This is a genomic window from Rhodobacter flavimaris (genome assembly GCF_021378075.1).
GTDB classification, from domain to species: Bacteria; Pseudomonadota; Alphaproteobacteria; order Rhodobacterales; family Rhodobacteraceae; genus Rhodobacter; species Rhodobacter flavimaris.
Genome location: NZ_JAJUOS010000003.1, coordinates 253,703 through 275,705, shown reverse-complemented (window position 1 = coordinate 275,705; position 22,003 = coordinate 253,703). Strand labels below are relative to the sequence as shown.

27 protein-coding genes are annotated in these 22,003 nt (G+C 64.1%); 20 read left to right on the top strand and 7 right to left on the bottom strand.

Annotation, left to right across the window (positions count from 1 at the left end):
• The first annotated feature begins 477 nt into the window (after positions 1–477).
• Positions 478–1,191 carry a hypothetical protein gene (locus tag LZA78_RS06090; RefSeq protein ID WP_233676039.1) on the top strand — a complete coding sequence of 238 codons (714 nt, stop codon included), beginning with the start codon at positions 478–480 and terminating at the stop codon, positions 1,189–1,191.
• Positions 1,192–1,282: 91 nt separating this feature from the next.
• Here the strand turns inward: LZA78_RS06090 and LZA78_RS06085 are convergent, their stop codons facing one another.
• Entirely contained in the window at positions 1,283–1,891 is a 609-nt protein-coding gene (locus LZA78_RS06085; RefSeq protein ID WP_233676038.1) for a transglutaminase-like cysteine peptidase, read from the bottom strand.
• A 180-nt stretch (positions 1,892–2,071) separates the two neighbouring features.
• The gene (locus tag LZA78_RS06080; RefSeq protein ID WP_233676037.1) at positions 2,072–3,508 is read right to left on the bottom strand and encodes a tetratricopeptide repeat protein; all 1,437 of its coding nucleotides are present in this window, start codon (positions 3,506–3,508) and stop codon (positions 2,072–2,074) included.
• A gap of 143 nt (positions 3,509–3,651) precedes the next feature.
• Between LZA78_RS06080 and LZA78_RS06075 the strand changes: the two genes are divergently transcribed.
• The 7 genes from LZA78_RS06075 (at position 3,652) to LZA78_RS06045 (ending at position 9,755) form a co-directional block, all read left to right on the top strand.
• Positions 3,652–4,641: a TraB/GumN family protein gene (locus LZA78_RS06075; RefSeq protein ID WP_233676036.1), complete on the top strand. Its 990-nt coding sequence runs from the start codon at positions 3,652–3,654 to the stop codon at positions 4,639–4,641.
• A gap of 78 nt (positions 4,642–4,719) precedes the next feature.
• A complete protein-coding gene (locus tag LZA78_RS06070) occupies positions 4,720–5,640 on the top strand; it encodes a manganese-dependent inorganic pyrophosphatase (protein ID WP_233676035.1) in 921 nt (306 codons plus the stop codon).
• A gap of 171 nt (positions 5,641–5,811) precedes the next feature.
• Positions 5,812–6,690, top strand: a complete 879-nt coding sequence (locus LZA78_RS06065; RefSeq protein WP_233676034.1) for a TIGR01459 family HAD-type hydrolase — start codon at positions 5,812–5,814, stop codon at positions 6,688–6,690.
• Positions 6,691–6,813: 123 nt separating this feature from the next.
• Positions 6,814–7,260 (top strand): MaoC family dehydratase, encoded by a 447-nt coding sequence (locus LZA78_RS06060; RefSeq protein WP_233676033.1) that lies wholly within the window; start codon positions 6,814–6,816, stop codon positions 7,258–7,260.
• Positions 7,261–7,289: 29 nt separating this feature from the next.
• Positions 7,290–8,213 (top strand): bifunctional riboflavin kinase/FAD synthetase, encoded by a 924-nt coding sequence (locus tag LZA78_RS06055; RefSeq protein WP_233676032.1) that lies wholly within the window; start codon positions 7,290–7,292, stop codon positions 8,211–8,213.
• A 46-nt stretch (positions 8,214–8,259) separates the two neighbouring features.
• Positions 8,260–8,709 carry a YcgN family cysteine cluster protein gene (locus LZA78_RS06050; RefSeq protein ID WP_233676031.1) on the top strand — a complete coding sequence of 150 codons (450 nt, stop codon included), beginning with the start codon at positions 8,260–8,262 and terminating at the stop codon, positions 8,707–8,709.
• Positions 8,706–9,755: a threonine aldolase family protein gene (locus LZA78_RS06045; RefSeq protein WP_233676030.1), complete on the top strand. Its 1,050-nt coding sequence runs from the start codon at positions 8,706–8,708 to the stop codon at positions 9,753–9,755. The genes LZA78_RS06050 and LZA78_RS06045 overlap by 4 nt, the downstream gene beginning before the upstream one ends.
• Before the next feature lie 52 nt (positions 9,756–9,807).
• Here LZA78_RS06045 and LZA78_RS06040 read toward each other — a convergent pair whose 3' ends face one another.
• Positions 9,808–11,010, bottom strand: coding sequence for a pyridoxal phosphate-dependent aminotransferase (locus tag LZA78_RS06040; RefSeq protein WP_233676029.1), 1,203 nt, complete (start codon positions 11,008–11,010; stop codon positions 9,808–9,810).
• Positions 11,011–11,090: 80 nt separating this feature from the next.
• Here LZA78_RS06040 and LZA78_RS06035 point away from each other — a divergent pair, with 80 nt between their 5' ends.
• From LZA78_RS06035 to LZA78_RS06015, 5 genes are all read left to right on the top strand, one after another.
• Entirely contained in the window at positions 11,091–11,471 is a 381-nt protein-coding gene (locus tag LZA78_RS06035; RefSeq protein ID WP_233676028.1) for a helix-turn-helix domain-containing protein, read from the top strand.
• Complete coding sequence (locus LZA78_RS06030) at positions 11,468–11,749, top strand: FAD assembly factor SdhE (protein WP_233676027.1); 282 nt, start codon at positions 11,468–11,470, stop codon at positions 11,747–11,749. Before LZA78_RS06035 ends, LZA78_RS06030 begins: the two co-directional genes overlap by 4 nt.
• Positions 11,750–11,809: 60 nt before the next feature.
• A complete protein-coding gene (locus LZA78_RS06025) occupies positions 11,810–12,301 on the top strand; it encodes a MarR family winged helix-turn-helix transcriptional regulator (RefSeq protein ID WP_233676026.1) in 492 nt (163 codons plus the stop codon).
• Positions 12,302–12,382: 81 nt separating this feature from the next.
• Positions 12,383–13,543, top strand: coding sequence for a serine hydrolase domain-containing protein (locus LZA78_RS06020; RefSeq protein ID WP_233676025.1), 1,161 nt, complete (start codon positions 12,383–12,385; stop codon positions 13,541–13,543).
• Positions 13,544–13,604: 61 nt separating this feature from the next.
• On the top strand, positions 13,605–13,988 hold the full coding sequence (locus LZA78_RS06015; protein ID WP_233676024.1) for a DUF2237 family protein: 384 nt from the start codon (positions 13,605–13,607) through the stop codon (positions 13,986–13,988).
• On the opposite strand, the gene epmA is transcribed toward LZA78_RS06015, so the two are convergent.
• Complete coding sequence (gene epmA / locus LZA78_RS06010; protein ID WP_233676023.1) at positions 13,961–15,025, bottom strand: EF-P lysine aminoacylase EpmA; 1,065 nt, start codon at positions 15,023–15,025, stop codon at positions 13,961–13,963. The two genes, LZA78_RS06015 and epmA, sit on opposite strands and share 28 nt — an antisense overlap.
• Before the next feature lie 96 nt (positions 15,026–15,121).
• On the opposite strand from epmA, the gene efp reads away from it, so the two are divergent.
• Entirely contained in the window at positions 15,122–15,691 is a 570-nt protein-coding gene (gene efp, locus LZA78_RS06005; protein ID WP_233676022.1) for an elongation factor P, read from the top strand.
• Positions 15,692–15,819: 128 nt separating this feature from the next.
• Positions 15,820–16,110 (top strand): Dabb family protein, encoded by a 291-nt coding sequence (locus tag LZA78_RS06000; RefSeq protein WP_233676021.1) that lies wholly within the window; start codon positions 15,820–15,822, stop codon positions 16,108–16,110.
• 15 nt (positions 16,111–16,125) lie between these two features.
• On the opposite strand, the gene irrA is transcribed toward LZA78_RS06000, so the two are convergent.
• Entirely contained in the window at positions 16,126–16,542 is a 417-nt protein-coding gene (irrA, locus tag LZA78_RS05995; RefSeq protein ID WP_233676020.1) for an iron response transcriptional regulator IrrA, read from the bottom strand.
• Positions 16,543–16,701: 159 nt separating this feature from the next.
• Between irrA and fabA the strand changes: the two genes are divergently transcribed.
• The 4 genes from fabA (at position 16,702) to LZA78_RS05975 (ending at position 20,023) form a co-directional block, all read left to right on the top strand.
• Positions 16,702–17,211 (top strand): bifunctional 3-hydroxydecanoyl-ACP dehydratase/trans-2-decenoyl-ACP isomerase, encoded by a 510-nt coding sequence (fabA, locus tag LZA78_RS05990; protein ID WP_218629614.1) that lies wholly within the window; start codon positions 16,702–16,704, stop codon positions 17,209–17,211.
• 27 nt (positions 17,212–17,238) lie between these two features.
• Positions 17,239–18,468 carry a beta-ketoacyl-ACP synthase I gene (gene fabB, locus LZA78_RS05985; protein ID WP_233676019.1) on the top strand — a complete coding sequence of 410 codons (1,230 nt, stop codon included), beginning with the start codon at positions 17,239–17,241 and terminating at the stop codon, positions 18,466–18,468.
• Positions 18,469–18,472: 4 nt separating this feature from the next.
• On the top strand, positions 18,473–19,261 hold the full coding sequence (locus LZA78_RS05980; protein ID WP_233676018.1) for an enoyl-ACP reductase FabI: 789 nt from the start codon (positions 18,473–18,475) through the stop codon (positions 19,259–19,261).
• 78 nt (positions 19,262–19,339) lie between these two features.
• The gene (locus LZA78_RS05975) at positions 19,340–20,023 is read left to right on the top strand and encodes a haloacid dehalogenase type II (RefSeq protein WP_233676017.1); all 684 of its coding nucleotides are present in this window, start codon (positions 19,340–19,342) and stop codon (positions 20,021–20,023) included.
• On the opposite strand, the gene LZA78_RS05970 is transcribed toward LZA78_RS05975, so the two are convergent.
• Positions 20,007–20,603 (bottom strand): hypothetical protein, encoded by a 597-nt coding sequence (locus tag LZA78_RS05970; RefSeq protein WP_233676016.1) that lies wholly within the window; start codon positions 20,601–20,603, stop codon positions 20,007–20,009. The genes LZA78_RS05975 and LZA78_RS05970 overlap by 17 nt on opposite strands.
• A 59-nt stretch (positions 20,604–20,662) precedes the next feature.
• Here LZA78_RS05970 and LZA78_RS05965 point away from each other — a divergent pair, with 59 nt between their 5' ends.
• Complete coding sequence (locus LZA78_RS05965) at positions 20,663–21,499, top strand: alpha/beta fold hydrolase (protein ID WP_233676015.1); 837 nt, start codon at positions 20,663–20,665, stop codon at positions 21,497–21,499.
• A gap of 62 nt (positions 21,500–21,561) precedes the next feature.
• Here LZA78_RS05965 and LZA78_RS05960 read toward each other — a convergent pair whose 3' ends face one another.
• Complete coding sequence (locus LZA78_RS05960; RefSeq protein ID WP_233676014.1) at positions 21,562–21,990, bottom strand: DUF1810 domain-containing protein; 429 nt, start codon at positions 21,988–21,990, stop codon at positions 21,562–21,564.
• Positions 21,991–22,003: the final 13 nt, after the last annotated feature.

The window sequence follows — 22,003 nt, the reverse complement described above, 5'->3', positions numbered from 1 at the left end:
AATTTCGGCCTTTGGTCGTGAAACCCTGCCGTGAACTGCGCCGGAAGGCTAAGCCAATTTCGGGCTTGAGCCTTGCGCAGAGAGCATATCAACGCGCAGCTTCTTCTCGAAAGTTTCTAAGGCCATGCGCTTGCCTTGGCTTTGCCGCAATTGGTCTGGAACTGGCTGATTCCTGACCGATCCGACAGCTTTTGTGTGCGCCGACTTATTGTTCTCGGAATGGGAACTAATTGTTCGGCGCGGCGCTGCTTTCGCTTCCTAGATGCCGGAAAATTCTGAAAAACCATTAAAAATATAGACTTGCGTGCGGTCACCTGATGGCGGCCGTTACATCGCACGTCCTGGTTTGATGGGGTTAGGCGATGTTGGTCGGCTGTTCCAATTAAGGCGAAATCATGTCATGATTGTGGGGTAAATTGGTTCAGAAAGCGGCGCGATGGGGGCGTAACCGTCCAAAGCGCTGCGGTGGGGAAGATTATGAAAAAGAAGATCTTGTTCTTGATGACGATTTCGGGCGCCGCTTTGGCGTTCGCAGTTTCGTCGGGTTCGGCCGCGACGCAGACCACTTGTGACCGCGCAACCGCGATGCGCTCGCTCTCGGCAGATACCCTTTGCGGATGCGACGTCGTTACTCGCGATATGCTTAGCTATATTCAAGGCCATGAACTGTTCGCCGAAGTGCTAGAGGCTACCTCGGATCGTTGCCCTGGTTTCGCTGCAGTGCTGGCTGACCAGCCGACGGCGTCGATCGGCGGTAATCCGAACGGGACCAACGGCGGTGGTAACACTGAGGGCAACAACGGAGGTGGCTCGAACGGTGGCGGTTCGAATGGTGGTGGCTCGACCGACGGTGGCTCGACCGACGGTGGCTCGACCGATGGTGGCTCGACCGACGGTGGCTCGACCGATGGTGGCTCGACCGATGGTGGCTCGACCGACGGTGGCTCGACCGATGGTGGCTCGACCGACGGTGGCTCGACCGATGGTGGCTCGACCGACGGTGGCTCGACCGATGGTGGCTCGACCGATGGTGGCTCGACCGATGGTGGCTCGACCGATGGTGGCTCGACCGATGGTGGCTCGACCGACGGTGGCTCGGGCGGCAAAGGCTGCAACAACGGCAGCGGTAACGGTGCTGATGGCTGCACCCCCGGCCGCGGTCGCGGCAAGCGCGCGGGTCAGGACGACTAAGTTGGCCCGACGTACATGCTGTTTGGGCTGCTGTTGCGCACAAACCGCGAGAATTCAAAAGCGCGCCGGATCGGCGCGCTTTTTCTTTGGATTATGCCCCGCGGAAGACGTTCATCCAGCGGGAGGGCGTGGCCGGATCCTGCATTCGCAGGAAGAAGTAGCGTGTGCCTTTCCACGTCTTGACCTGGCTGGTCAGATTGTCGAGCACGTAGTCGCCCTGGTCCGAACGATAGATCAGCACGGCGTGGGAATTCCGGTTGCGGTCAAGCGCGGTTGCGATCAGCAGGCGCTGCGGATCGACGCCTCGGCGGATCAGCTCATATTTCTTCAGCAGCGCGAAGTCTTCGCAATCGCCGCCGCGCTTGGTGGGCAGCGCCCAGTTCTCGGCCACGCCATATTGCCGCTTATCATCGATCGAGCGGACTGCACGGTTGATCTGGCTGTTAACCGCCTTGATCAGGCGAAACTCGTCGGCGATGCGGTGCGCGGGGCCCTGGCTTGTGGCGCAGGCCCAGTCATATTGTTGGCACAGCGCGCGGGCGCCCGACGGGGCAGGGGCCGCGCCCTTCGACTGAAGGAAGGCGGTGCTCATGATGGCGTCGGCACTTTGCGGGGTGATCAGCAGCCCGAAGCTCAGGCCGGCAAGGATCGCGCCCGAAAGGGCTCGTCTAAGGTTCGCGCGGAAAGTGGTGTCGGTCATCTTGCGCCCACTGGTTATGCTCTGACCGGCGCGGGGAGCCTGCGTGGGCACCGGCACGGCACGGACAGAGCGGCCTGTCAGTCAGGCTGCGGGCCAAAAGGGGCAAAACGGCGGCATGATCTGGGAAAGAGTCAGGTCATCCTGTGCCATAGGGCGCGCGAGGCGCCACCCTGGCGGGGATTAGCGCGCCAGAAGGGCGCCAATGACCTTGGGTTGCAGCACGTCATTGGCGCAATCGCTAAAGTGACGCGTCGCCTCGCAGGCGCGCCACAGGGCGTTGATCGTGGTGCGCGTGGCCAGCCCGTCGAGCTTCCCGAAATAGCTGCCATCGGCCTTCATTGCGTATTGCAGCAGGTAGATCGCGAAGTTCGGGTTGGCCTTGTAGAGCTGCTCGCCGAACCAGCTCGATTTCAGTTCCGGATGCGCGAGGAAACGCTCCCGCAGGGCAGGGTAGGCCGAGACGATGCGCACCTTCGCGGCGTCGATGCTGAGCGTGTATTGCGCGATCTCATCGGGGCTGAGAAGGGCTGCGTAACGCTCTAGGTAGCCACGCGCGCGCTCTGGGTCTTTGCGGATATTGAGGTGGTTGCCGTCGCGCACCAGAGGAATGAGGAAATGCAGCGCGTCCTTGTTGCCCTCGTCGGCGGCGGCTTCCAGCCCGGCAAGCGTGGCCGGGCCACTGGCGCGCATGCTGATGCCCCACATCTGACGCTCGGCCTGCAAGACGGCGATGCGGGTTTCCCCGGCCTCGACGGCTTTCTCGGCGAAATCGTCGAACTTGGCGCGCGAGCGGCCCGCGAGGTAGCCATACATTGCGCCCTCGGCCAAGGTGCTCCACGCCGCGCCCTCGCCAAGTTCGCCTGCGCGCTTGAGAATGGTTTCCGAACCCGCGCGGTCGCGCAGGCTCCACATCAGCATTGTGCCATAGTCCTTAAGGCCCGCGCCGTTACCGGTTTCCGCAGCGCTTTCCGACAGCATCAGGGCGCGCGCCCGGTCGCGGGGGACGCCGATACCATAGAGATAGAACGAGGCCAAAATGACCTTTGCCTTGTCGTCACCTTCGGCGATGGCTTCCTCAAGTAGTGCACGGCCCTGATCGAGATCGCGCTCCAGCGCCCATCCGGCCACGAGCTGTTCACCCAGGATGCGCCGTGCATCCGGGTCACCTGCCTCGCGTGCCTTCATAAAGAGGGCCTTGGCGCGTTCCGGGTCAGCCTCGGTGTGGAACCCCCACAAGAGCGCCTCGGCCAAGGTGATCTGGGCGCGGGTACTGCCTGCGTCCGCCGCGGTTTCCAGCAGAACGAATGCGCGATCAGGCTCGGGCCGGATGTAATAGCCATCGAGCAGCACCTTGCCGAGTGTCGCTTGCGCGGCGACATCGCCCACCTCGGCGGCCTGTCGTAGCAAGGCGATGCCTGCGGGGATATCCTGCTTGGCGCCCGAAATGCCGTAGAGAAGCGCCTCGCCCAAGGCGCGGCCGGCCTCGGCATTGCCAGCCGTTGCCTGGGTGCGAAGGGCTGCCAGATCAAGGTCATCCGCCTGCGCTATCCCGGCGGCGACCCCGAAAGCTGCGGCGATGCAAAGGCTCCGCAAGAGGGTGTTGCCACGGCGTCTCATCCGATCCTCCTGGTGATCAGTTCGCGCTAAACCCCATTGTGCGCCCCGCGCGGGCTTGAGGCAATGACCCTGCGACATTACGTCTTGGACTTGGCGGATCGGCATGGCACCCTCGCGCCGAAGATTTGATTGAAGGATGGTTCATGCGCTCCCTTGGCCTTTTCGCGTTCGTGGTTTCAACCTTTTGCGCCGGGGCATCGGTGCAGGCGGCCTGCACCGGGCAAGACCTTTTCGCCGCCTTGCCCGAGGCGCGTCAGGAGGCCCTGCGCGAGGCGGCCCATGCCGCGCCCCACGCGCAAGGGTTGCTGTTCCGTGCGACGCGGGGCGATGAGGTGGTGACCCTGCTGGGCACCTATCACCTGCCCGATCCGCGCCATGAACCCCTTCTGGCCGAGGTGCGCCCGGCGCTCGATACCGCCTCCGCGCTTCTGGTCGAGGCGGGCCCCGCCGAGGAAGAGGCCCTGCAAGCCGAGATGGTGCGCAACCCGATGCTGATGTTCTCGGACGGGCCGACCCTGCCCGAGGTGCTGCCCGAGGAGCTGTGGCAAGAGGTGATGGCGCTTGGCTCCAGCCGCGGGGTGCCTTCGGTGCTGCTGGCCAAGATGCGGCCCGCCTTCCTGGCGACGACGCTGGCAATGCCGCCCTGCGCGACGGCGGATATTGCGGCGGGCAATCTGGGCCTCGACAAGCAACTGATCGCCGAGGCTGACGCGCGCAACGTCCCGGTGCAGGCGCTTGAGCCCTTCGACACCATCTTCCGTGTTTTTGAGCAGATCCCCGACAGCGAAACGGAAGACCTTCTGCGCAGCGCCGTCATCGGTGCCGAGCAGGCCGACGATACCGCCGTGACCCTGGGCGAGCTGTATTTCGCCCGCGAGCCACGCCTGGTCTGGGAATTCTCGCGCGAGTTGTCGCTGCAAGGCGGCATGAGCGCAGAGACCGTCTCGCGCCAGCTAGAAATGTCAGAGCGCCTGCTGATCACGCAGCGCAACCAGAACTGGGTGCCGGTGATCGAGGAAGCTCTTGCAAAAGGCCCCGTGATCGCTGCGGTTGGCGCCATGCATCTGTCGGGCGAAGAGGGGGTTCTGCACCTGCTTGAGCAGCGCGGCTTCACCGTTGAGCGTCTCGACTAGGCGTTAGCGCCAACTTGATGACAAGCATTGCTGCACCGCATATAAGGCGCGCGAAACCGTTCATACCCGAGGGATTCCATGACCACCAAGGTTTTCGGCCACAAGGCCCCCGACACCGACTCGACCGGCTCGCCCATCATCTGGGCCTGGTATCTGAACGAAGTCAAAGGCGTCGCCGCCGAGCCGGTGCTGCTGGGCGAACCCAACACCGAAGCGGCCTTCGTGCTCAAGCACTGGGATCTGCCGAAGCCCGCGATCATCGAGGGCGTGGCCGAGGGCGAGAAGGTCGTCATCGTCGACACCAACAACCCCGCCGAGCTGCCCGAGGGCATCAACAAGACCGACATCACCGCGATCATCGACCACCACAAGCTGGTCGGCGGGCTGGAAACCAAGGGCCCGATCGACATCACGATCCGCCCGCTCGCCTGCACCGCGACCATCATGTACGACCTGATTGGCGGCGATCTGGCCAAGGCTCCGCGCGGGATCAAGGGTGCGATGCTCTCGTGCATCCTGTCGGACACGCTCGAGTTCCGCTCGCCCACCACCACGGCGCATGACAAGGCCGTCTGCGCGGCGCTGGCCGCCGATCTGGGCGTCAGCATGAACGAACTGGCCACCGCCATGTTCGAAGCCAAGTCGGACGTCTCGTCCTTCTCGGACGCCGCGCTGCTTCGCATGGACTCGAAGGAATACAACGTCGACGGCACCGAACTGCGCGTTTCGGTCCTTGAGACCACCGCGCCCAAGCTGATCCTTGACCGCAAGGACAGCCTGATGGCCTCGATGGTCGATGTGGCCAAGGAAGATGGCGCCGACCAGGTGCTGCTGTTCGTCGTGGACATCCTGAACGAAGAGGCCACGCTGCTGGTTCCGAACGATCTGGTCAAGAAGATCGCCGAGGCCTCGTTCGGCTGCACCGTCTCGGGCGACACGGTCGTCCTGCCCGGCGTCATGTCGCGCAAAAAGCAGATCATCCCGGCACTCAAGGTCTGAGATCGCTGAAGCCGGATTGAAAGGGCGGGGGATTTCCCCCGCCTTTTTCATTGCGCAAAGGGGCAGGGCGCGGGCTTTGCCTTTCGTTGCCCGCGTGTCATATATCGCGGGTAGGAAACATGGCGCGGAGTTCCGCCCGGAACCCCGCCGATTCAAGAACTTGAGGCCCAGATGACCCGGATCGTCCAATCGCTTGCCGAAATTTCGGCATCCTATGATGCACTGTTTTGCGATCTGTGGGGTTGTCTGCACAATGGCGTCGCACCCTTCCCCGAGGCGGTCGCGGCCCTTCAGGCCTTTCGCGCCAAGGGCGGCAAGGTCGTTTTGCTGACCAACGCACCGCGCCCGGCGAAATACGTGCTCGCGACGCTCGATCGCATGGGCGTGCCGAAAGATGCCTATGATCTGGTCGTCAGCTCGGGCGATGCGGCGCAGGATGCGATGTTCGCCGGGGCGATCGGCAGCAAGGTCTGGCATCTCGGCCCCGAGAAGGACGACGGCTTTTTCACCGAGGTTCCGCCAGAGTGGCGGGGACAGAGCAGCATCGAGCGTGTGCCCTTCGAAGAGGCCGAGGGCATCGTTTGCACCGGCCCCTTCGATGAGCTGAACGAAGTGCCCGAGGATTACCGCCCGAAATTCCTGATGGCCAAGGTGCGCGGTCTGCCGATGCTTTGCGCCAACCCCGATATCGTCGTCGATCTGGGCGACAAGCGGATCTACTGCGCTGGCGCGCTTGCGGCGCTTTACGAAGAGATGGGCGGCACGGCGCTTTACTTCGGCAAGCCGCATCCACCGATCTATGACCTCGCGCGGCGCAAGCTGGCCGCCATTGGCCTGCCCGAGGACGCGGGGATTCTGGCGATCGGCGACGGGATCAATACCGATGTCATGGGTGCTGCGGGCGAGGGGATCGACGTGCTGTTTGTCACGGGCGGGCTTGCGGTCGATCAGTTCGGCCCGGACCACCGCAACCCGTCGCCGGAACTGCTGACCGCATGGCTTGCCGCGCGCCAGCAGGATCCGACTTACACTATCAGCACCCTACGCTGAGGCTGTCCGGCAACATTCTTTCGAATGGCACGCCGTATCGGCAAATAAGTTGCGTGGGTGCTTGTGTTTCTTGCTGCGGCCGTGCTATGCCGCAGTGCAACATTTTTTCTGAGGGCTGGACCGATGAGCACCGAAACCATCACCCGCGGCACGATCTATCTTGAGGATCTGGAGATCGGCATGACCCGCACGGCGCGCAAGGTCATCACCGACCGCGACATCGAGATGTTCGCCGAGGTCTCGACTGACCACAACCCGGTCCACCTGAATGACGAATACGCCAATGCGACCATGTTCAAGGGCCGTATCGCGCATGGGATGCTCAGCGCGGGCCTGATCTCGGCGGTGATCGGCGAGCAGCTTCCGGGCCATGGCACGATCTACCTGGGCCAGTCGCTCAAGTTTACCGCCCCGGTGCGCCCGGGCGAAGAGGTCTGCGCCGAGGTCAAGGTGGTCTCGATTGATCACGCACGGCGTCGGGTGACCCTTGAAACCCGGTGTCTGGTGGGCGATACGGTGGTCATCAAGGGCGAGGCGCTGGTTCTGGCACCCTCGCGCGGCAACGACTGACCGGCGACCTCGCCGGAGAGGCGGGGACGATGCAGAAATACACCCACTGGACGGGTTTGCCGGAAACGGCCCGTGGCGCCTCTGTCGCCATGGGCAATTTTGACGGCGTCCACCTGGGGCATCAGTCGGTGATCGACCTGGCGCGCGGCAAGGGTCCGCTTGGCGTTGTGACTTTTGAGCCCCATCCGCGCGAGTTCTTCGCCCCCGATGCGCCGCCCTTCCGGCTGATGAATGCCGAGGCGCGCAGCCACCGTTTGCAAAAGCTGGGCGTCGAGCGGCTGTTTGAGCTGCCCTTCCTGGGCGAGCTGTCGGGGATGGAGGCCGAGGTCTTCGTGCGCGACGTGCTGGTCGCGGGTCTGGGCGTGGCCCATGTCGCGGTCGGCGGCGATTTCCGTTTTGGCAAGGGGCGCAAGGGCGACGCACAGATGCTGGCCGATCTGGGCCGCGAGCACGGCTTCGACGTGACCATCGCGCCGCTTTTGCATATCGACGGGCTCGAGGTCTCCTCGACCGCGATCCGCAAGGCACTGGCCGAGGGGCGCCCCGGCGATGCCGCCGCCATGTTGGGCCACCTGCACCGGATTGAGGGCGAGGTGATCCACGGCGAAAAGCGCGGTCGCGCGCTTGGCTATCCCACCGCGAATATGAGCGTAAGCGGGCTGCACCTGCCGCGCCTTGGCGTCTATGCGGTCAAGGTGGATGTGCTCAGCGGCACGCAGGCCGGCAGCTATCATGGCGCGGCCAGCCTTGGCGTGCGCCCGATGTTCGGGGACAACATGCCGAACCTCGAGACATTCATCTTCGATTTCGAGGGCGATCTTTACGGCAAGCACCTGTCGGTCGCGCTGGTCGAATACCTGCGTTCCGAGATGAAATTCGACGGGCTCGATGCGCTGATGGTGCAGATGGCCGAGGATTGCACCCGCGCCCGCGATATTCTCGCGCGGGCGTGATGCTACGCCCCTTCCCATTGGCGCGCCGTTGCGCCAATTTGCGCCGATGACCGACCTGCGCCCCGAATTCTGGACCCTGCCTCTGGCCAAGCTGACCCCCGACGAATGGGAGGCGCTGTGCGATGGCTGCGGCAAGTGTTGCCTCAACAAGCTCGAATACGAGGATACGGGCGAGCTGGAGTTCACCCGCGTGTCCTGCCGCCTGCTCGACGGTGACAGCTGCCGCTGCATGTCCTACGAGAATCGCCGCGATTTCGTGCCCGAATGCGTGCAACTGACGCCCAAGTCGATCAAGAAGATCGCCTATTGGATGCCGCGCACCTGCGCCTATCGCCTGCGCTACGAGGGTAAGCCGCTGGAGCCGTGGCACTACCTGATCTCGGGCTCGCGCGAGACTGTGCACGAGGCGGGCATCAGCGTGCGCGGCTGGGTTGTCTCGGAATCCTCGGTGCCCGAGGATGAGTGGGACCAATACGTGATCGAGGATCTGGGATGAATTTCGCCTCTGACAATACTTCCGGCGCGGCTCCGCAGATCATGGCGGCGCTGGCTCGCGCGAATGGGGGGCATCAGCCGTCTTACGGAAATGACCCGCTGACCCGCGCGGTCGAGGCCCGGATTCGCGATATTTTCGAGGCACCCGAGGCCCGTGTCTATCTGGTCGCCACGGGTACCGCCGCCAATGCGCTGTCCTGCGCGATCCTGACCGATCCTTGGGGCGCGGTGTTCTGCCACCGCAACGCCCATATCGAAGAGGATGAATGCGGCGCGCCCGAGTTCTACACCGGCGGATCGAAACTCGTCCTGGTCGATGGCGCCCATGCCAGGATGGAGCCGCAGGCGTTGCGCCGCACCGTTGCGCATACCGGGCGGGGCGGCGTGCATAACGTGCAGCGCGGGATGGTCTCGATCACCAATGCGACCGAGGCAGGGGCGGTCTATACCCCCGCCGAGGTCAAGGCGCTCTGCGATGTTGCGCGCGATTTTCACCTGCCGGTGCATATGGATGGGGCGCGTTTCGCCAATGCGCTCGTTGCCGCCGGTTGCACGCCTGCCGAGATGACATGGCGCGCGGGTGTCGATGTGCTCAGCTTTGGCGGCACCAAGAATGGCTGCATGGGCGTCGAGGCTGTCGTGATCTTCGATCCAGCCCGCGCGCAGGAGTTCGAACTGCGCCGCAAGCGCGGTGGGCATCTGTTCTCGAAGCACCGTTTCCTGGCTGCACAAATGCAGGCCTATCTTGAGGGCGATCTGTGGCTGCACCTTGCCCGCCACGCCAACGTGATGGCGGCGAAGCTCTCCGAAGGGGTGCAGGCCGCGCCGGGGGCAAAGCTTGTCCATCCGACGGAGGCGAACGCCGTTTTCGCCGCCTTCCCGCGTGCGGCCCATGTGCGCGCGCAGGCGGGCGGGGCGGCCTATTACCTCTGGCCCTTCGATCAGCCGCTCGATGGCCCGGGCGAGGAACCGCTGGCCGCCCGGCTGGTCTGTTCCTGGGCCACGACCGAGGCCGAGATCGAGGCCTTCCTGTCGCTGATCTCATGAAAATGGCGCGCAACCAACCGGTTGCGCGCCTTTCCTGTTCCAGTATCTGAACTTATTTCAGGCCTTCGCAGAAGGTCTTGATGCGCGCGCAGGCCTCGGCCAGTTGCGCGTCCGAGGTCGCGTAGCTGATGCGGAAGTTGGGCGAGAGGCCGAAGGCCGAGCCGAAGACGACGGCCACGCCGGTCTCTTCCAGAAGCGCCGTGGCGAAGGCCTCGTCATCGGCGATTGCCGCGCCGCCCGCCGAGGTCTTGCCGATGCAGCCTGCGATCGAGGGATAAACGTAGAACGCGCCCTCGGGCGTCGGGCAGTTGATGCCAGGGCATTCGTTCAGCGCCTTGACCACCAGGTCGCGGCGACGCTCGAAGGCCACGCGGCTGTCGCGGATGTAGTCCTGCGGGCCGTTCAGCGCCTCGACCGCCGCATATTGGCTGACCGAGCAGGGGTTCGACGTCGATTGCGACTGCACCTTGCCGATTGCCTTGATGATCGACTCGGGGCCGCCGGCATAGCCGATGCGCCAGCCGGTCATCGCATAGGCCTTCGACACGCCGTTGCAGGTCAGCGTGCGGTCGTAAAGGCCGGGCTCGACCTGCGCCGGGGTGACGAATTTGAAGTCGCCGAAGACGAGGTGCTCATACATGTCGTCGGACATGATCCAGACCTGCGGGTGGCGCATCAGCACGTCGGTCAGCGCCTTCAGTTCGTCATGGCTGTAGCCCGCGCCCGAAGGGTTCGAGGGCGAGTTGAAGATGAACCACTTGGTTTTTGGGGTGATCGCCGCCTCAAGCTGTTCGGCGGTGATCTTGTAGCCGGTCTCCATCGGGCCGGTCACGAAGACCGGCGTGCCGCCTGCCAGCAGCACCATGTCGGGATAGCTGACCCAGTAGGGCGCGGGGATGATGACCTCGTCGCCGGGGTTCAGCGTGGCCACCAGCGCGTTGTAAAGCACCTGCTTGCCGCCCGACCCCACGGTGATCTGCGAGGGGCTGTATTTCAGGCCGTTCTCGCGCTCGAACTTGGCGCAGATGGCTTTCTTCAGTTCGGGGATGCCGTCCACGGCGGTGTATTTGGTCTTGCCCGAGTTGATCGCGGCGATGGCGGCGGCCTTGATGTTCTCGGGCGTGTCGAAATCGGGCTCGCCCGCGCCTAGACCGATCACATCGCGCCCTGCCTCCTTGAGTTCACGCGCCTTGTTGGTCACCGCGATGGTGGGCGAGGGTTTGACGCGCGCCAGCGTGTCGGAAAGGAAGGCCATGAGGGGAACTCCGGTTTGTATCTGCCGGGTGCATGTCTTACGCTTGCGCCCGAAGCCGTTCAAGCGAAACAGGAGGCGAGATGAGCGACGATTGGTATGGGGCCGAACATGCGACGTTTGGCGACCGGCTGGCAGGCGCGCGCGAAGCCGCCGGCATGAGTGTCGAGCAACTGGCCGCGCGCCTTGGCGTGCGCCACGAAACGCTGCAAAGCTGGGAGGATGACGCGGCCGATCCACGCGCCAACCGGCTGCAGATGCTGGCGGGGATGCTGAATGTCTCGCTGATGTGGTTGTTGACGGGTGAGGGAGATGGGCTTGACGGCCCGCCCGAGGCAATGGCAGAGGCAGGGCAGGAACGCGCGCTTGTGCGCGAAATCCGCGCTATCCGCGATGTCATCGAGGAACTCGATGCGCGTCTGGGGCGGCTTGAGCGGAAACTGGCAGCGGGAGAGCTGGAATGAGCGAAACGGCAGAGGCGCGTCTCAAGCGGATGCGGATGCGGAGCTGGCGCCGCGGCACCAAGGAGATGGACCTGATCCTCGGCCCCTGGGCGGACGAGAAGCTGGCCGGGATGGATGCTGCCACGCTCGAACTTTACGATGCGCTGCTCGAAGAGAACGATCAGGATCTTTACCCTTGGGTGTCGGGCGCGCAGCCTTGCCCGCCGCAATATCTCGACCTGCTGACTGAGATTGCGGGTTTCGCCAAGACGCGCCACACGCCGGTCGGGAACGCTTAACCGATCATTTGCGTTTTTCGTCCAGTCTCGGTCCAGCTTCCGAGACTGGCGGAGAAACGCATGACATTTCAGACCCCTTTGCCCGTCGCGCCGGGCCTGGTGGCGGGCTACCTAGACAGCCTCGCGCTGGTCGAGCGGCTGCATCGCTTGCTGCTCGACGTGATTAAGGACGAATTCGAGCGGTTGAACCTGCTGGAGATCAACCCGGTTCAGGCGCTCTTGCTGTTCAACATCGGCGACAACGAGGTGACGGCGGGCGAGCTTAAGACGCGCGGTTACTATCAGGGCTCGAACGTCTCCTATAACCTCAAGAAGCTGGTCGATGCGGGCTACATGCATCACCAGCGCAGCGAGATCGACCGCCGCTCGGTCCGGGTGCGGCTGACCGAGAAGGGGCGCGAGATGCGCGCGGCGGTGGGCGATCTGTTCGAGCGCCACGCGACCGGGATGCAGGATCAATCCGTCATCACCGCCGAGGCGATGACCGATATGAACCGCACTCTGCGCCGGATGGAGCGCTACTGGTCCGAGCAGATCCGCTACATCTATTAGCGGCGCGTGACCCTGCGTTTTGCTTGCCCGACGCGGCCTTGGCGTGGTTGCCTTGCGGCATAGCGCATGGGGGAGGGACAGATGCGGCGGGTTCTGCGGATCGGGCTAAAGGTCATCGTGGTTGTCGTGGCTTTGACCGCCGCGATGGCCGTCTGGAAACGCGAAGAGATCGCGCGGCTCATGGCGGTGAACAGCCTGTTCGAGGCGGAGCGCATCGTTCAGAATTTCTCGCATATGGATCAGCTGTTCCATTACCGCGTGCTGGATCGCGGCGACGGGCCCGTGTCGGCGCTTGAACCGGGCACCCCCGAGGCGCTGCCGTCCGATGCGGGCGACTGGATCGAGCGGCGATGGGTCACCGCTCTGGTCGTTTTGCGCGACGGGCGCATGGTGCATGAAAGCTATCATCGCAGCACCGCGCCCGAGGATCTGCGGATCAGCTGGTCGATGGCGAAATCGGTGCTTTCGGCGGTGTTTGGCACCTTGCAGGCCGATGGCACGATCCCCGATCTGGATCGGCAGGTGGTGGATTACGTGCCCTCGCTGAAGGGTTCGGCCTATGATGGCGCGACGATCCGCGATGTGCTGACCATGTCCTCGGGCGTGGCCTTCGACGAGGATTATCTGGACTTCAACAGCGATATCAACCGGATGGGGCGCGTTCTTGCGCTTGGCGGCTCGATGAACGAATTCGCGGCGTCACTGGCGGTGCGGGCCGCGGCGCCCGGCGCGCGGATGCATTACGTCTCGATCGACACGCATGTGCTGGGGATGGTGATCGCGGGGGCGACCGGGCGCGACCCGACCGATCTGATGGTCGAGCGCATCATCCGCCCGATGGGGTTGGAGGCCGCGCCCGAGATGCTGACCGATGGCGAGGGCACGGCCTTCGTGTTGGGCGGGCTGAACCTGCGCACGCGGGATTATGCGCGGGTTGGGCAGATGTTCCTGCAAGAGGGGTTCTGGAACGGTCGGCAGATCGTGCCCGCCGACTGGGTACGGGCTTCGACCGCGCATCAGGCTCCGGGTGGGGCGGGCTATGGCTATCAGTGGTGGGTGCCGGTGGATAATGCCGCGCACGGCAACGACTACATGGCGCGCGGGATTTATGGCCAGCATATCTACGTCAATCCGGCCGCCCGCGTTGTCATCGCCGTCAATATGGCGGATCGCAATTTCGAGGATTCCGGCGCGGATGCCGAAAACCTCGCCATGTTCCGCCGCATTGCCGGGGTGAACTGAGCGTTGACTTTGCCGGAGCGGGGCGAGACGCTCGGGCAAGGAAGCCAGACGGGGTGTGCGGATGGAAATGGAGCCTTCGGTGAACGTGCTGGGTGGCCCGCTCGAGCCCTGCTCGATGGAGCCGCGCACCGGCTTTTTCCGCGACGGCCACTGCAACACCTGTTGGGAGGATGCTGGCGCGCATACCGTCTGCGTGGTGGTGAACCCGGAGTTCCTGGCCTGGTCGAGCTATGTCGGCAATGACCTGACCACCCCACGCCCCGAGTTCGCCTTTCCAGGGCTGAAACCCGGCGATCGCTGGTGCCTCTGCGCGGGCCGGTTCCTCGAGGCGCATGACGAGGGCTGCGCGCCCCAGGTCTTACTGGAGGCCACGCATCGCCGCACGCTCGAGGTCGTGCCGCTTGAGGTGTTGCAGCTTTACCGGCTGCTGTCGCCCTTCGACTGAGGCTCGGCCACCGGGGTCCAGATCACATCGTCGATCTTCGGCGCCGAGGTCGCCAGCATCGCCAACCGGTCAAATCCAAGCGCGATCCCCGAGGCGGGTGGCATCAGCGCCAGCGCGGACAGGAAATCCTCGTCGATCGGGTAACGCTCGCCATAGATCGCCTGCTTCTCGTCCATCTCCAGCGCGAAGCGGCGGCGTTGTTCAACGGGGTTGGTCAGCTCGCCAAAGCCGTTCGCGAGCTCGACCCCGCAGGCGTAAAGTTCGAACCGTTCGGCCACGCGGGCATCATCGGGGGCAGGGCGGGCCAGCGCGGCCTCGGCGGCGGGGTAGCGGTCAAGCACGGTCGGGCGGCCATGGCCCAGATGCGGCTCGACCTTCCCGACCAGAACCTTCGCGAGCAGGAAAGACCAGGTGTCATCCTCACGCACCTTGATACCCGCCGCGCGGCATTGCGCGCGCAGGGCTGCGGCATCGGTCTCGGCGCCGTCGCAGGTCGCCAGCAGGTCGAGGCCCGCGTAGCGCGCGAACGCCTCGGCCACGCTTAGCCGCTCGGGTTCGGCGAAAGGGTCGCATTCGATGCCGCGAAAGCGCAGGACGGTGCTGCCCGCCGCCTGCGCTGCCAGTCGCAGCATCGCCGCGCAGTCCTGCATCAGAACGGTGTAATCCTCGCCCACGCGATACCATTCGAGCATGGCGAACTCGGGGCTGTGCAGCGCGCCACGCTCGCGGTTGCGCCAGACATGGGTGAAGGCGAAGATGCGCTGCTCGCCCGCGGCCAGCAGCTTTTTCATCGCGAATTCGGGGCTGGTGTGCAGATACATCGGATGGGCGACGCCGTCATTGCCGATGGCGCGGGTCTCGAAGCCATGCAGGTGCGCCTCGTTGCCGGGGCTGATTTGCAGCGCGACGGGGTCGACCTCAAGGAAGTCCTGCTGCGCCAACCAGCCCCGGATCGCGTTCTGGATACGGTTGCGCGCCAACAGCGCCGGGCGGCGGTCGGCGTGACGTTCAGGGCTCCACCACGGGGTCTGGCTCATGAAACAGGCTTTTCGCTGGAAATCTGGTCCGGGATGGTTTAGGCGCTTCGCCATCCGGGCGCCAGAGCCTGTCTAAACTCATCAAGGACACTACCCATGGCAAAAGTGATCGCCTCCTCGATCCGCAAGGGCAACGTCATCGACATGGATGGCGTTCTCTACATCGTTCTCACCGCTGAAAACGTCCATCCGGGCAAAGGCAACTCGGTGACCCAGGTCGAGATGCGTCGCATTTCGGACGGCGTGAAGGTCTCGGAGCGTTGGCGCACCGTTGACTCGGTCGAGAAGGCCCATGTGGACGAGAACGAATTCGACTTCCTTTACGAGGATGGCGAAGGCTACCACTTCATGAACCCCGAGACCTACGACCAGATCACCGTGTCGGAAGACGTGGTGGGCGACGCCAAGGTTCACCTGCGCGACGGTATCCGCGTGTGGATGCTGACCCATGAAGGCGTGGCGCTGTCGATCGAACTGCCGCAGAAAGTCACCGTCGAAGTCGAAGAAACCGAGCCGGTCGTCAAGGGGCAGACCGCCTCGTCGTCCTACAAGCCGGCCACCTGCACGGGCGGCATCCGCGTCATGGTTCCGCCGCATATCGGCGTGGGCACCCGCATCGTGATCAACACGACCGACAACTCTTATGTCGAGCGCGCGAAAGACTGATCCGCGCGCAGTATCGCATTGGGAAGGCGCCCGCTTGGGCGCCTTTTTCATTTCAGCGCCGAAGATAGCAGACCGCGCCCGGCGCGGGGTGTTAATATCGGCCGAGGCATGAATTGCAGGAGGCGCCCTTGTTCCGTCATGTCGTGATGGTTTGTTTCAAACCCGAGGCAAGTGATGAAGAGCGTGCAGCGGTCATGGATGCCGTGCGCGGGTTCGCGACCCAGGTGCCCGAGGTGCGGTCGCTGATCTGCGGCGAGAATGTCGGCAGCGGCCCGAACCACCACGATTTCGTTATGGTCGCTGATTTCGAAGATGAGGCAGCGTTTCGCCGCTACCTCGCCAGTCCCGCGCACAGGGCCTATGTCGAAGGTCCGGCGAAGGCCGTCGCGAAACTCGCGGCGATCCAGCACATTTACTGAGGGTGTTGGGGGGCGTCAGGCCTTGCGGACGCGGATGATCACATCGACGCGGGTGATCTCGGCGCCCGCGGGCGGGGCCGGGATGCGGGCCAGTTCCAGTTCCTCCGCCGGGGCGTCCGAGAGCAGGTTCTCGTCTTCCCAGAAGAAATGCGGATGGTCGTCCATGCGCGTGTCGAAGTAGGAACGCGTGCCGTCCACGGTGATTTCATGCATCAACCCGGCGTCACAGAAGGCGCGCAGCGTGTTGTAGACCGTGGCAAGCGACACCTTCTCTCCGGACTCGAGGGCCGCGGCATAAAGGCCCTCGGCGGTGACGTGGCGGTCATGGCCATCGCCCACCAGAAGTGAGGCAAGCGACAGGCGCTGGCGTGTCGGGCGCAGCCCGCCTTCGGTCAGCCATTTCTGGCCACGTTGCATCGCGATTGTCGTCATCAAGGTCATGTCTCCCTTGCCGGTTTATATGTTGCCACGCGCCCTTATTTCAATGACTTTTCGTTATGTGAGCGTTATCGCTGCGCGTCCACGGCCCTTGCGCGCGCAGCTTTGCGGGTGCTAGAGGGATGAGGAAAGAGCAATGGGGGGAAAAAGCCGATGACAGGCTTTCCGACAAGCTTCGGTAAAGAAGACCTTTTGAAATGCGCGCGCGGCGAGTTGTTCGGGCCGGGTAATGCCCAGCTTCCCGCGCCGCCGATGCTGATGATGGACCGTATCACCGAGATCTCGGGCGATGGCGGTCTGCATGGCAAGGGTCACGTCGTGGCCGAGTTCGACATCACCCCCGACCTGTGGTTTTTCGAGTGCCATTTCCCCGGCAACCCGATCATGCCCGGCTGCCTTGGTCTTGACGGCCTGTGGCAGCTGACCGGCTTCAACCTCGGCTGGCGTGGATGGCAGGGGCGCGGCTATGCGCTCGGCGTGGGGGAGGTCAAGCTGACCGGCATGGTGCGCCCCGACCGCAAGATGCTGACCTACAAGGTCGATTTCACCAAGGCCATTCAGACCCGCCGCCTGACCATGGGCGTGGCCGACGGCATCGTCGAAGCCGATGGCGAGGTTATCTACCAGGTCAAGGACATGAAGGTGGCTCTCTCCGAGAGCTGATCCCTTTCTTACTACAGGAGGCCGCACATGCGCCGCGTCGTCATTACCGGGCTGGGGATCGTCTCGCCCATCGGCAACAATGCCGCCGAAGTCACCGACAGCCTGCGCGCGGGCCGCTCGGGCATCGTTTTCGCCCCCGAATACGCCGAGCATGGCTTCCGCAGCCAGGTCCACGGCATGCCGCAGATCGTGCTGGAAGACCATATCGACAAGCGCAACCTGCGCTTCATGGGTGCGGGCGCGGCCTATAACTTCCTCGCCATGGAGCAGGCGATCGCCGACTCTGGCCTTGAGGAGGGCGATATCTCGAACCCGCGCACGGGCCTCGTGATGGGTTCGGGCGGTCCGTCCACCCATAACGTCTTCGAGGCGCACCGGATCGTTCTGGAAAAGGGCAGCCCCAAGCGCATGGGCCCGTTCATGGTGACGCGCTGCATGTCCTCGACCAACTCGGCCTGCCTTGCCACGCCGTTCAAGATCAAGGGCGTGAACTACTCGATCACCTCGGCCTGCTCGACCTCGGCGCATTGCATCGGCAACGGCGCGGAACTGATCCAGATGGGTAAGCAGGACATCGTCTTCGCCGGCGGCGGCGAGGAACTGGACTGGACGCTGTCGTGCCTGTTCGACGCGATGGGCGCCATGAGCTCGAAATACAACGACGCGCCGACCACGGCCTCGCGTGCGTTCGATGCGACCCGCGATGGCTTCGTTATCGCCGGTGGTGGTGGTGTCGTCGTGCTCGAGGAATACGAGCACGCCAAGGCCCGCGGCGCCAAGATCTATGCCGAACTGACCGGCTACGGCGCAACCTCGGATGGCTACGACATGGTTGCCCCCTCCGGTGAGGGCGGCGAGCGGTCGATGCGTCTGGCGCTGTCCACGCTGCCCGAAGGCCGCAAGATCAGCTACATCAACGCCCACGGCACCTCGACCCCCGCAGGCGACGTGACCGAGGTGCAGGCCGTCCGCCGCGTCTTCGGCGAGGGCAACGTGCCGCCGATCTCGTCCACCAAGTCGCTCACCGGCCACTCGCTCGGCGCGACCGGCGTGCATGAGGCGATCTATTCGCTCCTGATGATGGAGAACCGCTTCATCGCGGCCTCGGCCAACGTCACCCAGCTTGATCCGGCGATCAACCCCGAGGAAATCGCCACCACGCTGCGCGAGAATGTCGAGTTCGACTCGATCCTGTCGAACAGCTTCGGCTTCGGTGGCACCAACGCCACCCTGGTCATGAGCAAGCTGAAGGACTGAGGCGATGGCCGATCTGATGAAGGGCAAGCGCGGGCTGGTCATGGGCGTCGCCAACGAGCGTTCCATCGCCTGGGGCATCGCCTCGGCGCTGGCCGCAGAGGGCGCGGAACTGGCGTTTTCCTACCAGGGTGAGGCCTTCGGCAAGCGCGTCGAGCCGCTGGCGGCCTCGGTCGGCTCGTCCTTCCTGGTCGATGTGGACGTGAATGACGACGCCTCGATGGATGCGGCCTTTGCGCGGATCAAGGACGAATGGGGCAGCCTCGATTTCGTGGTCCATGCCATCGCCTATTCCGACAAGAACGAGCTGGCCGGGCGTTTCATCAATACCTCGCGCGACAACTTCAAGAACTCGCTGGCGATCTCGTGCTACTCGTTCATCGACGTAGCACGTCGTGCCTCCGAGCTGATGCCCGAGGGCGGCTCGCTGATCACGCTGACCTATGGCGGCTCGAACCGGGTGACGCCGTTCTACAACGTGATGGGCGTGGCCAAGGCTGCGCTGGAAAGCGCCGTGCGCTATCTGGCGAACGATCTGGGGCCGCAGGGCATCCGCGTGAATGCGGTCTCGCCCGGTCCGATGAAGACGCTGGCGGGTGCGGCCATCGGCGGCGCGCGCAAGACCTACCGCCACACCGAGGCGAACGCGCCCCTGCGCCACAATGCGACGCTGGAATCGGTCGGTGGCGCGGCCGTGTTCCTGTGCTCAGACTACGGGGCCTGCACCACCGGTGATATCATCATGGTGGACAGCGGCTACCACGTCTTGGGCATGCCCCAGTCCGAGAACATCTGACGCAAGCACGAAGATGCAGCAAAGGGGCCTTTCGAGGCCCCTTTTTTCATGCCAGCATCAGTGCAGGGAGGAACTGCCATGACCATCAAGCTTGCCGTTTTCGATGCCTATGGAACGCTATTCGACGTGGATGCCGCCGCGCGAGAGCTGGCCATGCGCGATCCGAGGCTGACGCCGATCTGGCCGCAGCTTGCCTTCGACTGGCGCCGCAAGCAATTGGAATACAGCTGGCTGCGCGAGGTAATGGGTGAATATGTCGATTTCTGGCAGCTCACACGCGACGGGCTCGACTGGGCGATGGCCGCGCAAAGCGTGCAGGACGCCGATCTGGCCGAAGCGCTAATGGCGCTTTATCGTGAACTGCCCGCCTATAAGGAAGTGCCCGCGATGCTCGCGGCGCTCAAGGCGCGCGGGGTGGGGCGGGCGATCTTGTCGAACGGCACGCCTGCGATGCTGGACGCCGCGGTCCAGGCGGCAGGGATCGAGGGACTGATCGACGAGGTACTCTCGGTCGACAGCATCCGCCGGTTCAAGCCCGCGCAGGCGGTCTATGACCTTGTCGAGGAGCAGATGGGCGTGCGACCGCATGAGGTTCTGTTCGTCTCGTCCAACGGCTGGGATGCAGCTGGCGCCGCGCGGGCCGGGTTCCGGGTGGCCTGGGTCAACCGCGCCGGTTTCCCGCGCGAGCGGCTACCCTGGAAGCCCGCCGACATGCTCAAGGATCTGAGTGGGGTTCCCGACCTTATCAGTCCTTTTTCGTGACCTTGCGCAACTCGCGCCGGAAGCGGGGGGAGTTCTGCTCGAACCCCTCCGCATCGCCGAAGTCGCAGAACTCGCCGTAATAGGCATGTGCGCCCTTTACCCGGCGGGCGTGTTTAATCGGGCACCAGTATTTCTCGGTGCGGGCCGAAATCTCGCGGGCGTAGGAGATGACCCCATTGCCATAGCCGCAATACATGCAGTTCAGCTTCTGAATCGCATTCAGATAGCCGAGGTGCTGGCGGTCGATGACTATGTGATCGCGACGGCGTACCTTCTCGATTCCATAAACCGGAAAGCAAAGCCACTGGTAGATGGTTACGAAGAGATCCAGCAGAGCAAACGGAATGGCGACGGAATAGATTACCGGCACCGTCAGGATCACCAGCGGACGCGAGTAGCGCAGGAACAGCCACAGACGCACGCGTGCCCTGCGGTGCGCGTCCCTAACGCCTTCTTCGAAAACGATTTTCCCGCGCTCCATATGGTAGCGCATCTGCTCGCGCCGGGCGTCCCATTCCTGCTCGATTTGCGTTTCCAACTCGGCCAGCCGGGCCTGTAGCTTTTCCAGCGTGTCGGACATGACGACCTCCGTCTTTGTCGCTAAGGTAGCCGCAAACAGCTTGGTTCCAAGAGGGGAAAATGTCGGAGATCCAATATTTTACGGCGGAAGACGGGGCGCAGATCGCCTATCGCGACGAGGGCGAGGGGCTGCCGGTTCTGGCGCTGGCGGGGTTGACCCGGACGGGTCGGGATTTCGACTACGTCGCGCCCTTCCTGATGAATTATCGTTTTATCAGAATGGATTACCGGGGTCGCGGCGAAAGCCAGTGGACCGGAGCGCAGACCTATACGGTGCCGCAGGAGGGCGGGGATGCGCTGCGGTTGCTGGATCACCTTGGACTGGAAAAGGTTGCGATTCTGGGAACCTCGCGCGGCGGGTTGATCGGGATGTTCCTGGCGGCGGTGGCGAAGGACCGGCTGTTGGGGGTGTGTCTCAATGACGTCGGGCCGGTGCTGGAGCGGGGCGGGCTGGAGCGGATCTTTGACTACGTCGGCCGCAACCCGTTTGCCAAGTCCCTGGCGGAACTGGCGGAAAAGCTGCCGAAGGTGATGCCGGGCTTTGCCAATGTGCCCCCCAGCCGTTGGGCCGAGGAGGTCTCGCACCACTATCTCCAAGTCGAGGACGGGGTGAAGATCAACTACGACCCGGAACTGCGCGAGTCTTTCCTTGCGGCGTTCCAAGGCGATGCGCTGCCTGAGGCCTGGCCACTGTTCGATGCCTGCGCGGATCTGCCGCTGTGCCTGATCCGAGGGCAGAATTCCGACCTTCTGAGCCACGCGGCGGCGCTGGACATGCGCGCGCGGCGGCCCGACATGATCTTTGCCGAGGTGCCGGACCGGGCGCATGTGCCGTTCCTTGACGAGCCAGAGGCGGTTGCGGCGATCACGCGCTGGCTGGAGATGATCGCGGCCTGAGGCGCCCGAAACCGCGATGCAGAACCCATGCAGAAAGCATGCAGAAGTCATGCATATGCGCGTCAGCCCTCTGACCGGGCGATCTCGGCCAGGGTCAGGGGGCAGCGGGTGCCGCCGTAGAAGGTGTCGATCAGTGCGGTGAAGGGCACGCGGGTGGCGGCGTCGGGGCTGGCTGCCTCGAACAGCGTCGCGCAGGAGCGCAGCTTGAGCGCATCGACGGGGCCCATGATCTGCTCAATGGGCGTGCCGGGGTGGGAAAGGACGGCCTGCGCCGCCTCGATCAGCCGGGCGCGCAGGAGCGGGTCGGCCAGATAGTCGCGCGCCTCATCCAGATCACGCAGCCCGTATTCCACCGCCCGCGCACTGCGCCCAAGCGAGGCCAGTTGCGGGAAGATCCACCAGATCCAATGCGTCAGCTTGCGCCCCTGCCGAAGTTCGCGCAGGGCGAGCGGGTAGTCTCTGGTCTGGGGGGCGTGGAAGCGTTGGGTCATTAATTCGAAGCTA

Coding starts and splice junctions, on each gene's coding strand:
- LZA78_RS05975 (WP_233676017.1), top strand. CDS start 19,340: ATGACCATCAAGCTTGCCGTTTTCGATGCCTATGGAACGCTATTCGAC.
- LZA78_RS05980 (WP_233676018.1), top strand. CDS start 18,473: ATGGCCGATCTGATGAAGGGCAAGCGCGGGCTGGTCATGGGCGTCGCC.
- LZA78_RS06065 (WP_233676034.1), top strand. CDS start 5,812: ATGACCCGGATCGTCCAATCGCTTGCCGAAATTTCGGCATCCTATGAT.
- LZA78_RS06050 (WP_233676031.1), top strand. CDS start 8,260: ATGACCGACCTGCGCCCCGAATTCTGGACCCTGCCTCTGGCCAAGCTG.
- LZA78_RS06035 (WP_233676028.1), top strand. CDS start 11,091: ATGAGCGACGATTGGTATGGGGCCGAACATGCGACGTTTGGCGACCGG.
- epmA (WP_233676023.1), bottom strand. CDS start 15,025: ATGAGCCAGACCCCGTGGTGGAGCCCTGAACGTCACGCCGACCGCCGC.
- LZA78_RS06055 (WP_233676032.1), top strand. CDS start 7,290: ATGCAGAAATACACCCACTGGACGGGTTTGCCGGAAACGGCCCGTGGC.
- LZA78_RS06025 (WP_233676026.1), top strand. CDS start 11,810: ATGACATTTCAGACCCCTTTGCCCGTCGCGCCGGGCCTGGTGGCGGGC.
- LZA78_RS06090 (WP_233676039.1), top strand. CDS start 478: ATGAAAAAGAAGATCTTGTTCTTGATGACGATTTCGGGCGCCGCTTTG.
- LZA78_RS05970 (WP_233676016.1), bottom strand. CDS start 20,603: ATGTCCGACACGCTGGAAAAGCTACAGGCCCGGCTGGCCGAGTTGGAA.
- LZA78_RS06070 (WP_233676035.1), top strand. CDS start 4,720: ATGACCACCAAGGTTTTCGGCCACAAGGCCCCCGACACCGACTCGACC.
- efp (WP_233676022.1), top strand. CDS start 15,122: ATGGCAAAAGTGATCGCCTCCTCGATCCGCAAGGGCAACGTCATCGAC.
- fabB (WP_233676019.1), top strand. CDS start 17,239: ATGCGCCGCGTCGTCATTACCGGGCTGGGGATCGTCTCGCCCATCGGC.
- LZA78_RS05965 (WP_233676015.1), top strand. CDS start 20,663: ATGTCGGAGATCCAATATTTTACGGCGGAAGACGGGGCGCAGATCGCC.
- LZA78_RS06020 (WP_233676025.1), top strand. CDS start 12,383: ATGCGGCGGGTTCTGCGGATCGGGCTAAAGGTCATCGTGGTTGTCGTG.
- LZA78_RS06085 (WP_233676038.1), bottom strand. CDS start 1,891: ATGACCGACACCACTTTCCGCGCGAACCTTAGACGAGCCCTTTCGGGC.
- LZA78_RS06045 (WP_233676030.1), top strand. CDS start 8,706: ATGAATTTCGCCTCTGACAATACTTCCGGCGCGGCTCCGCAGATCATG.
- LZA78_RS05960 (WP_233676014.1), bottom strand. CDS start 21,990: ATGACCCAACGCTTCCACGCCCCCCAGACCAGAGACTACCCGCTCGCC.
- LZA78_RS06030 (WP_233676027.1), top strand. CDS start 11,468: ATGAGCGAAACGGCAGAGGCGCGTCTCAAGCGGATGCGGATGCGGAGC.
- LZA78_RS06075 (WP_233676036.1), top strand. CDS start 3,652: ATGCGCTCCCTTGGCCTTTTCGCGTTCGTGGTTTCAACCTTTTGCGCC.
- irrA (WP_233676020.1), bottom strand. CDS start 16,542: ATGACGACAATCGCGATGCAACGTGGCCAGAAATGGCTGACCGAAGGC.
- LZA78_RS06040 (WP_233676029.1), bottom strand. CDS start 11,010: ATGGCCTTCCTTTCCGACACGCTGGCGCGCGTCAAACCCTCGCCCACC.
- fabA (WP_218629614.1), top strand. CDS start 16,702: ATGACAGGCTTTCCGACAAGCTTCGGTAAAGAAGACCTTTTGAAATGC.
- LZA78_RS06015 (WP_233676024.1), top strand. CDS start 13,605: ATGGAAATGGAGCCTTCGGTGAACGTGCTGGGTGGCCCGCTCGAGCCC.
- LZA78_RS06060 (WP_233676033.1), top strand. CDS start 6,814: ATGAGCACCGAAACCATCACCCGCGGCACGATCTATCTTGAGGATCTG.
- LZA78_RS06080 (WP_233676037.1), bottom strand. CDS start 3,508: ATGAGACGCCGTGGCAACACCCTCTTGCGGAGCCTTTGCATCGCCGCA.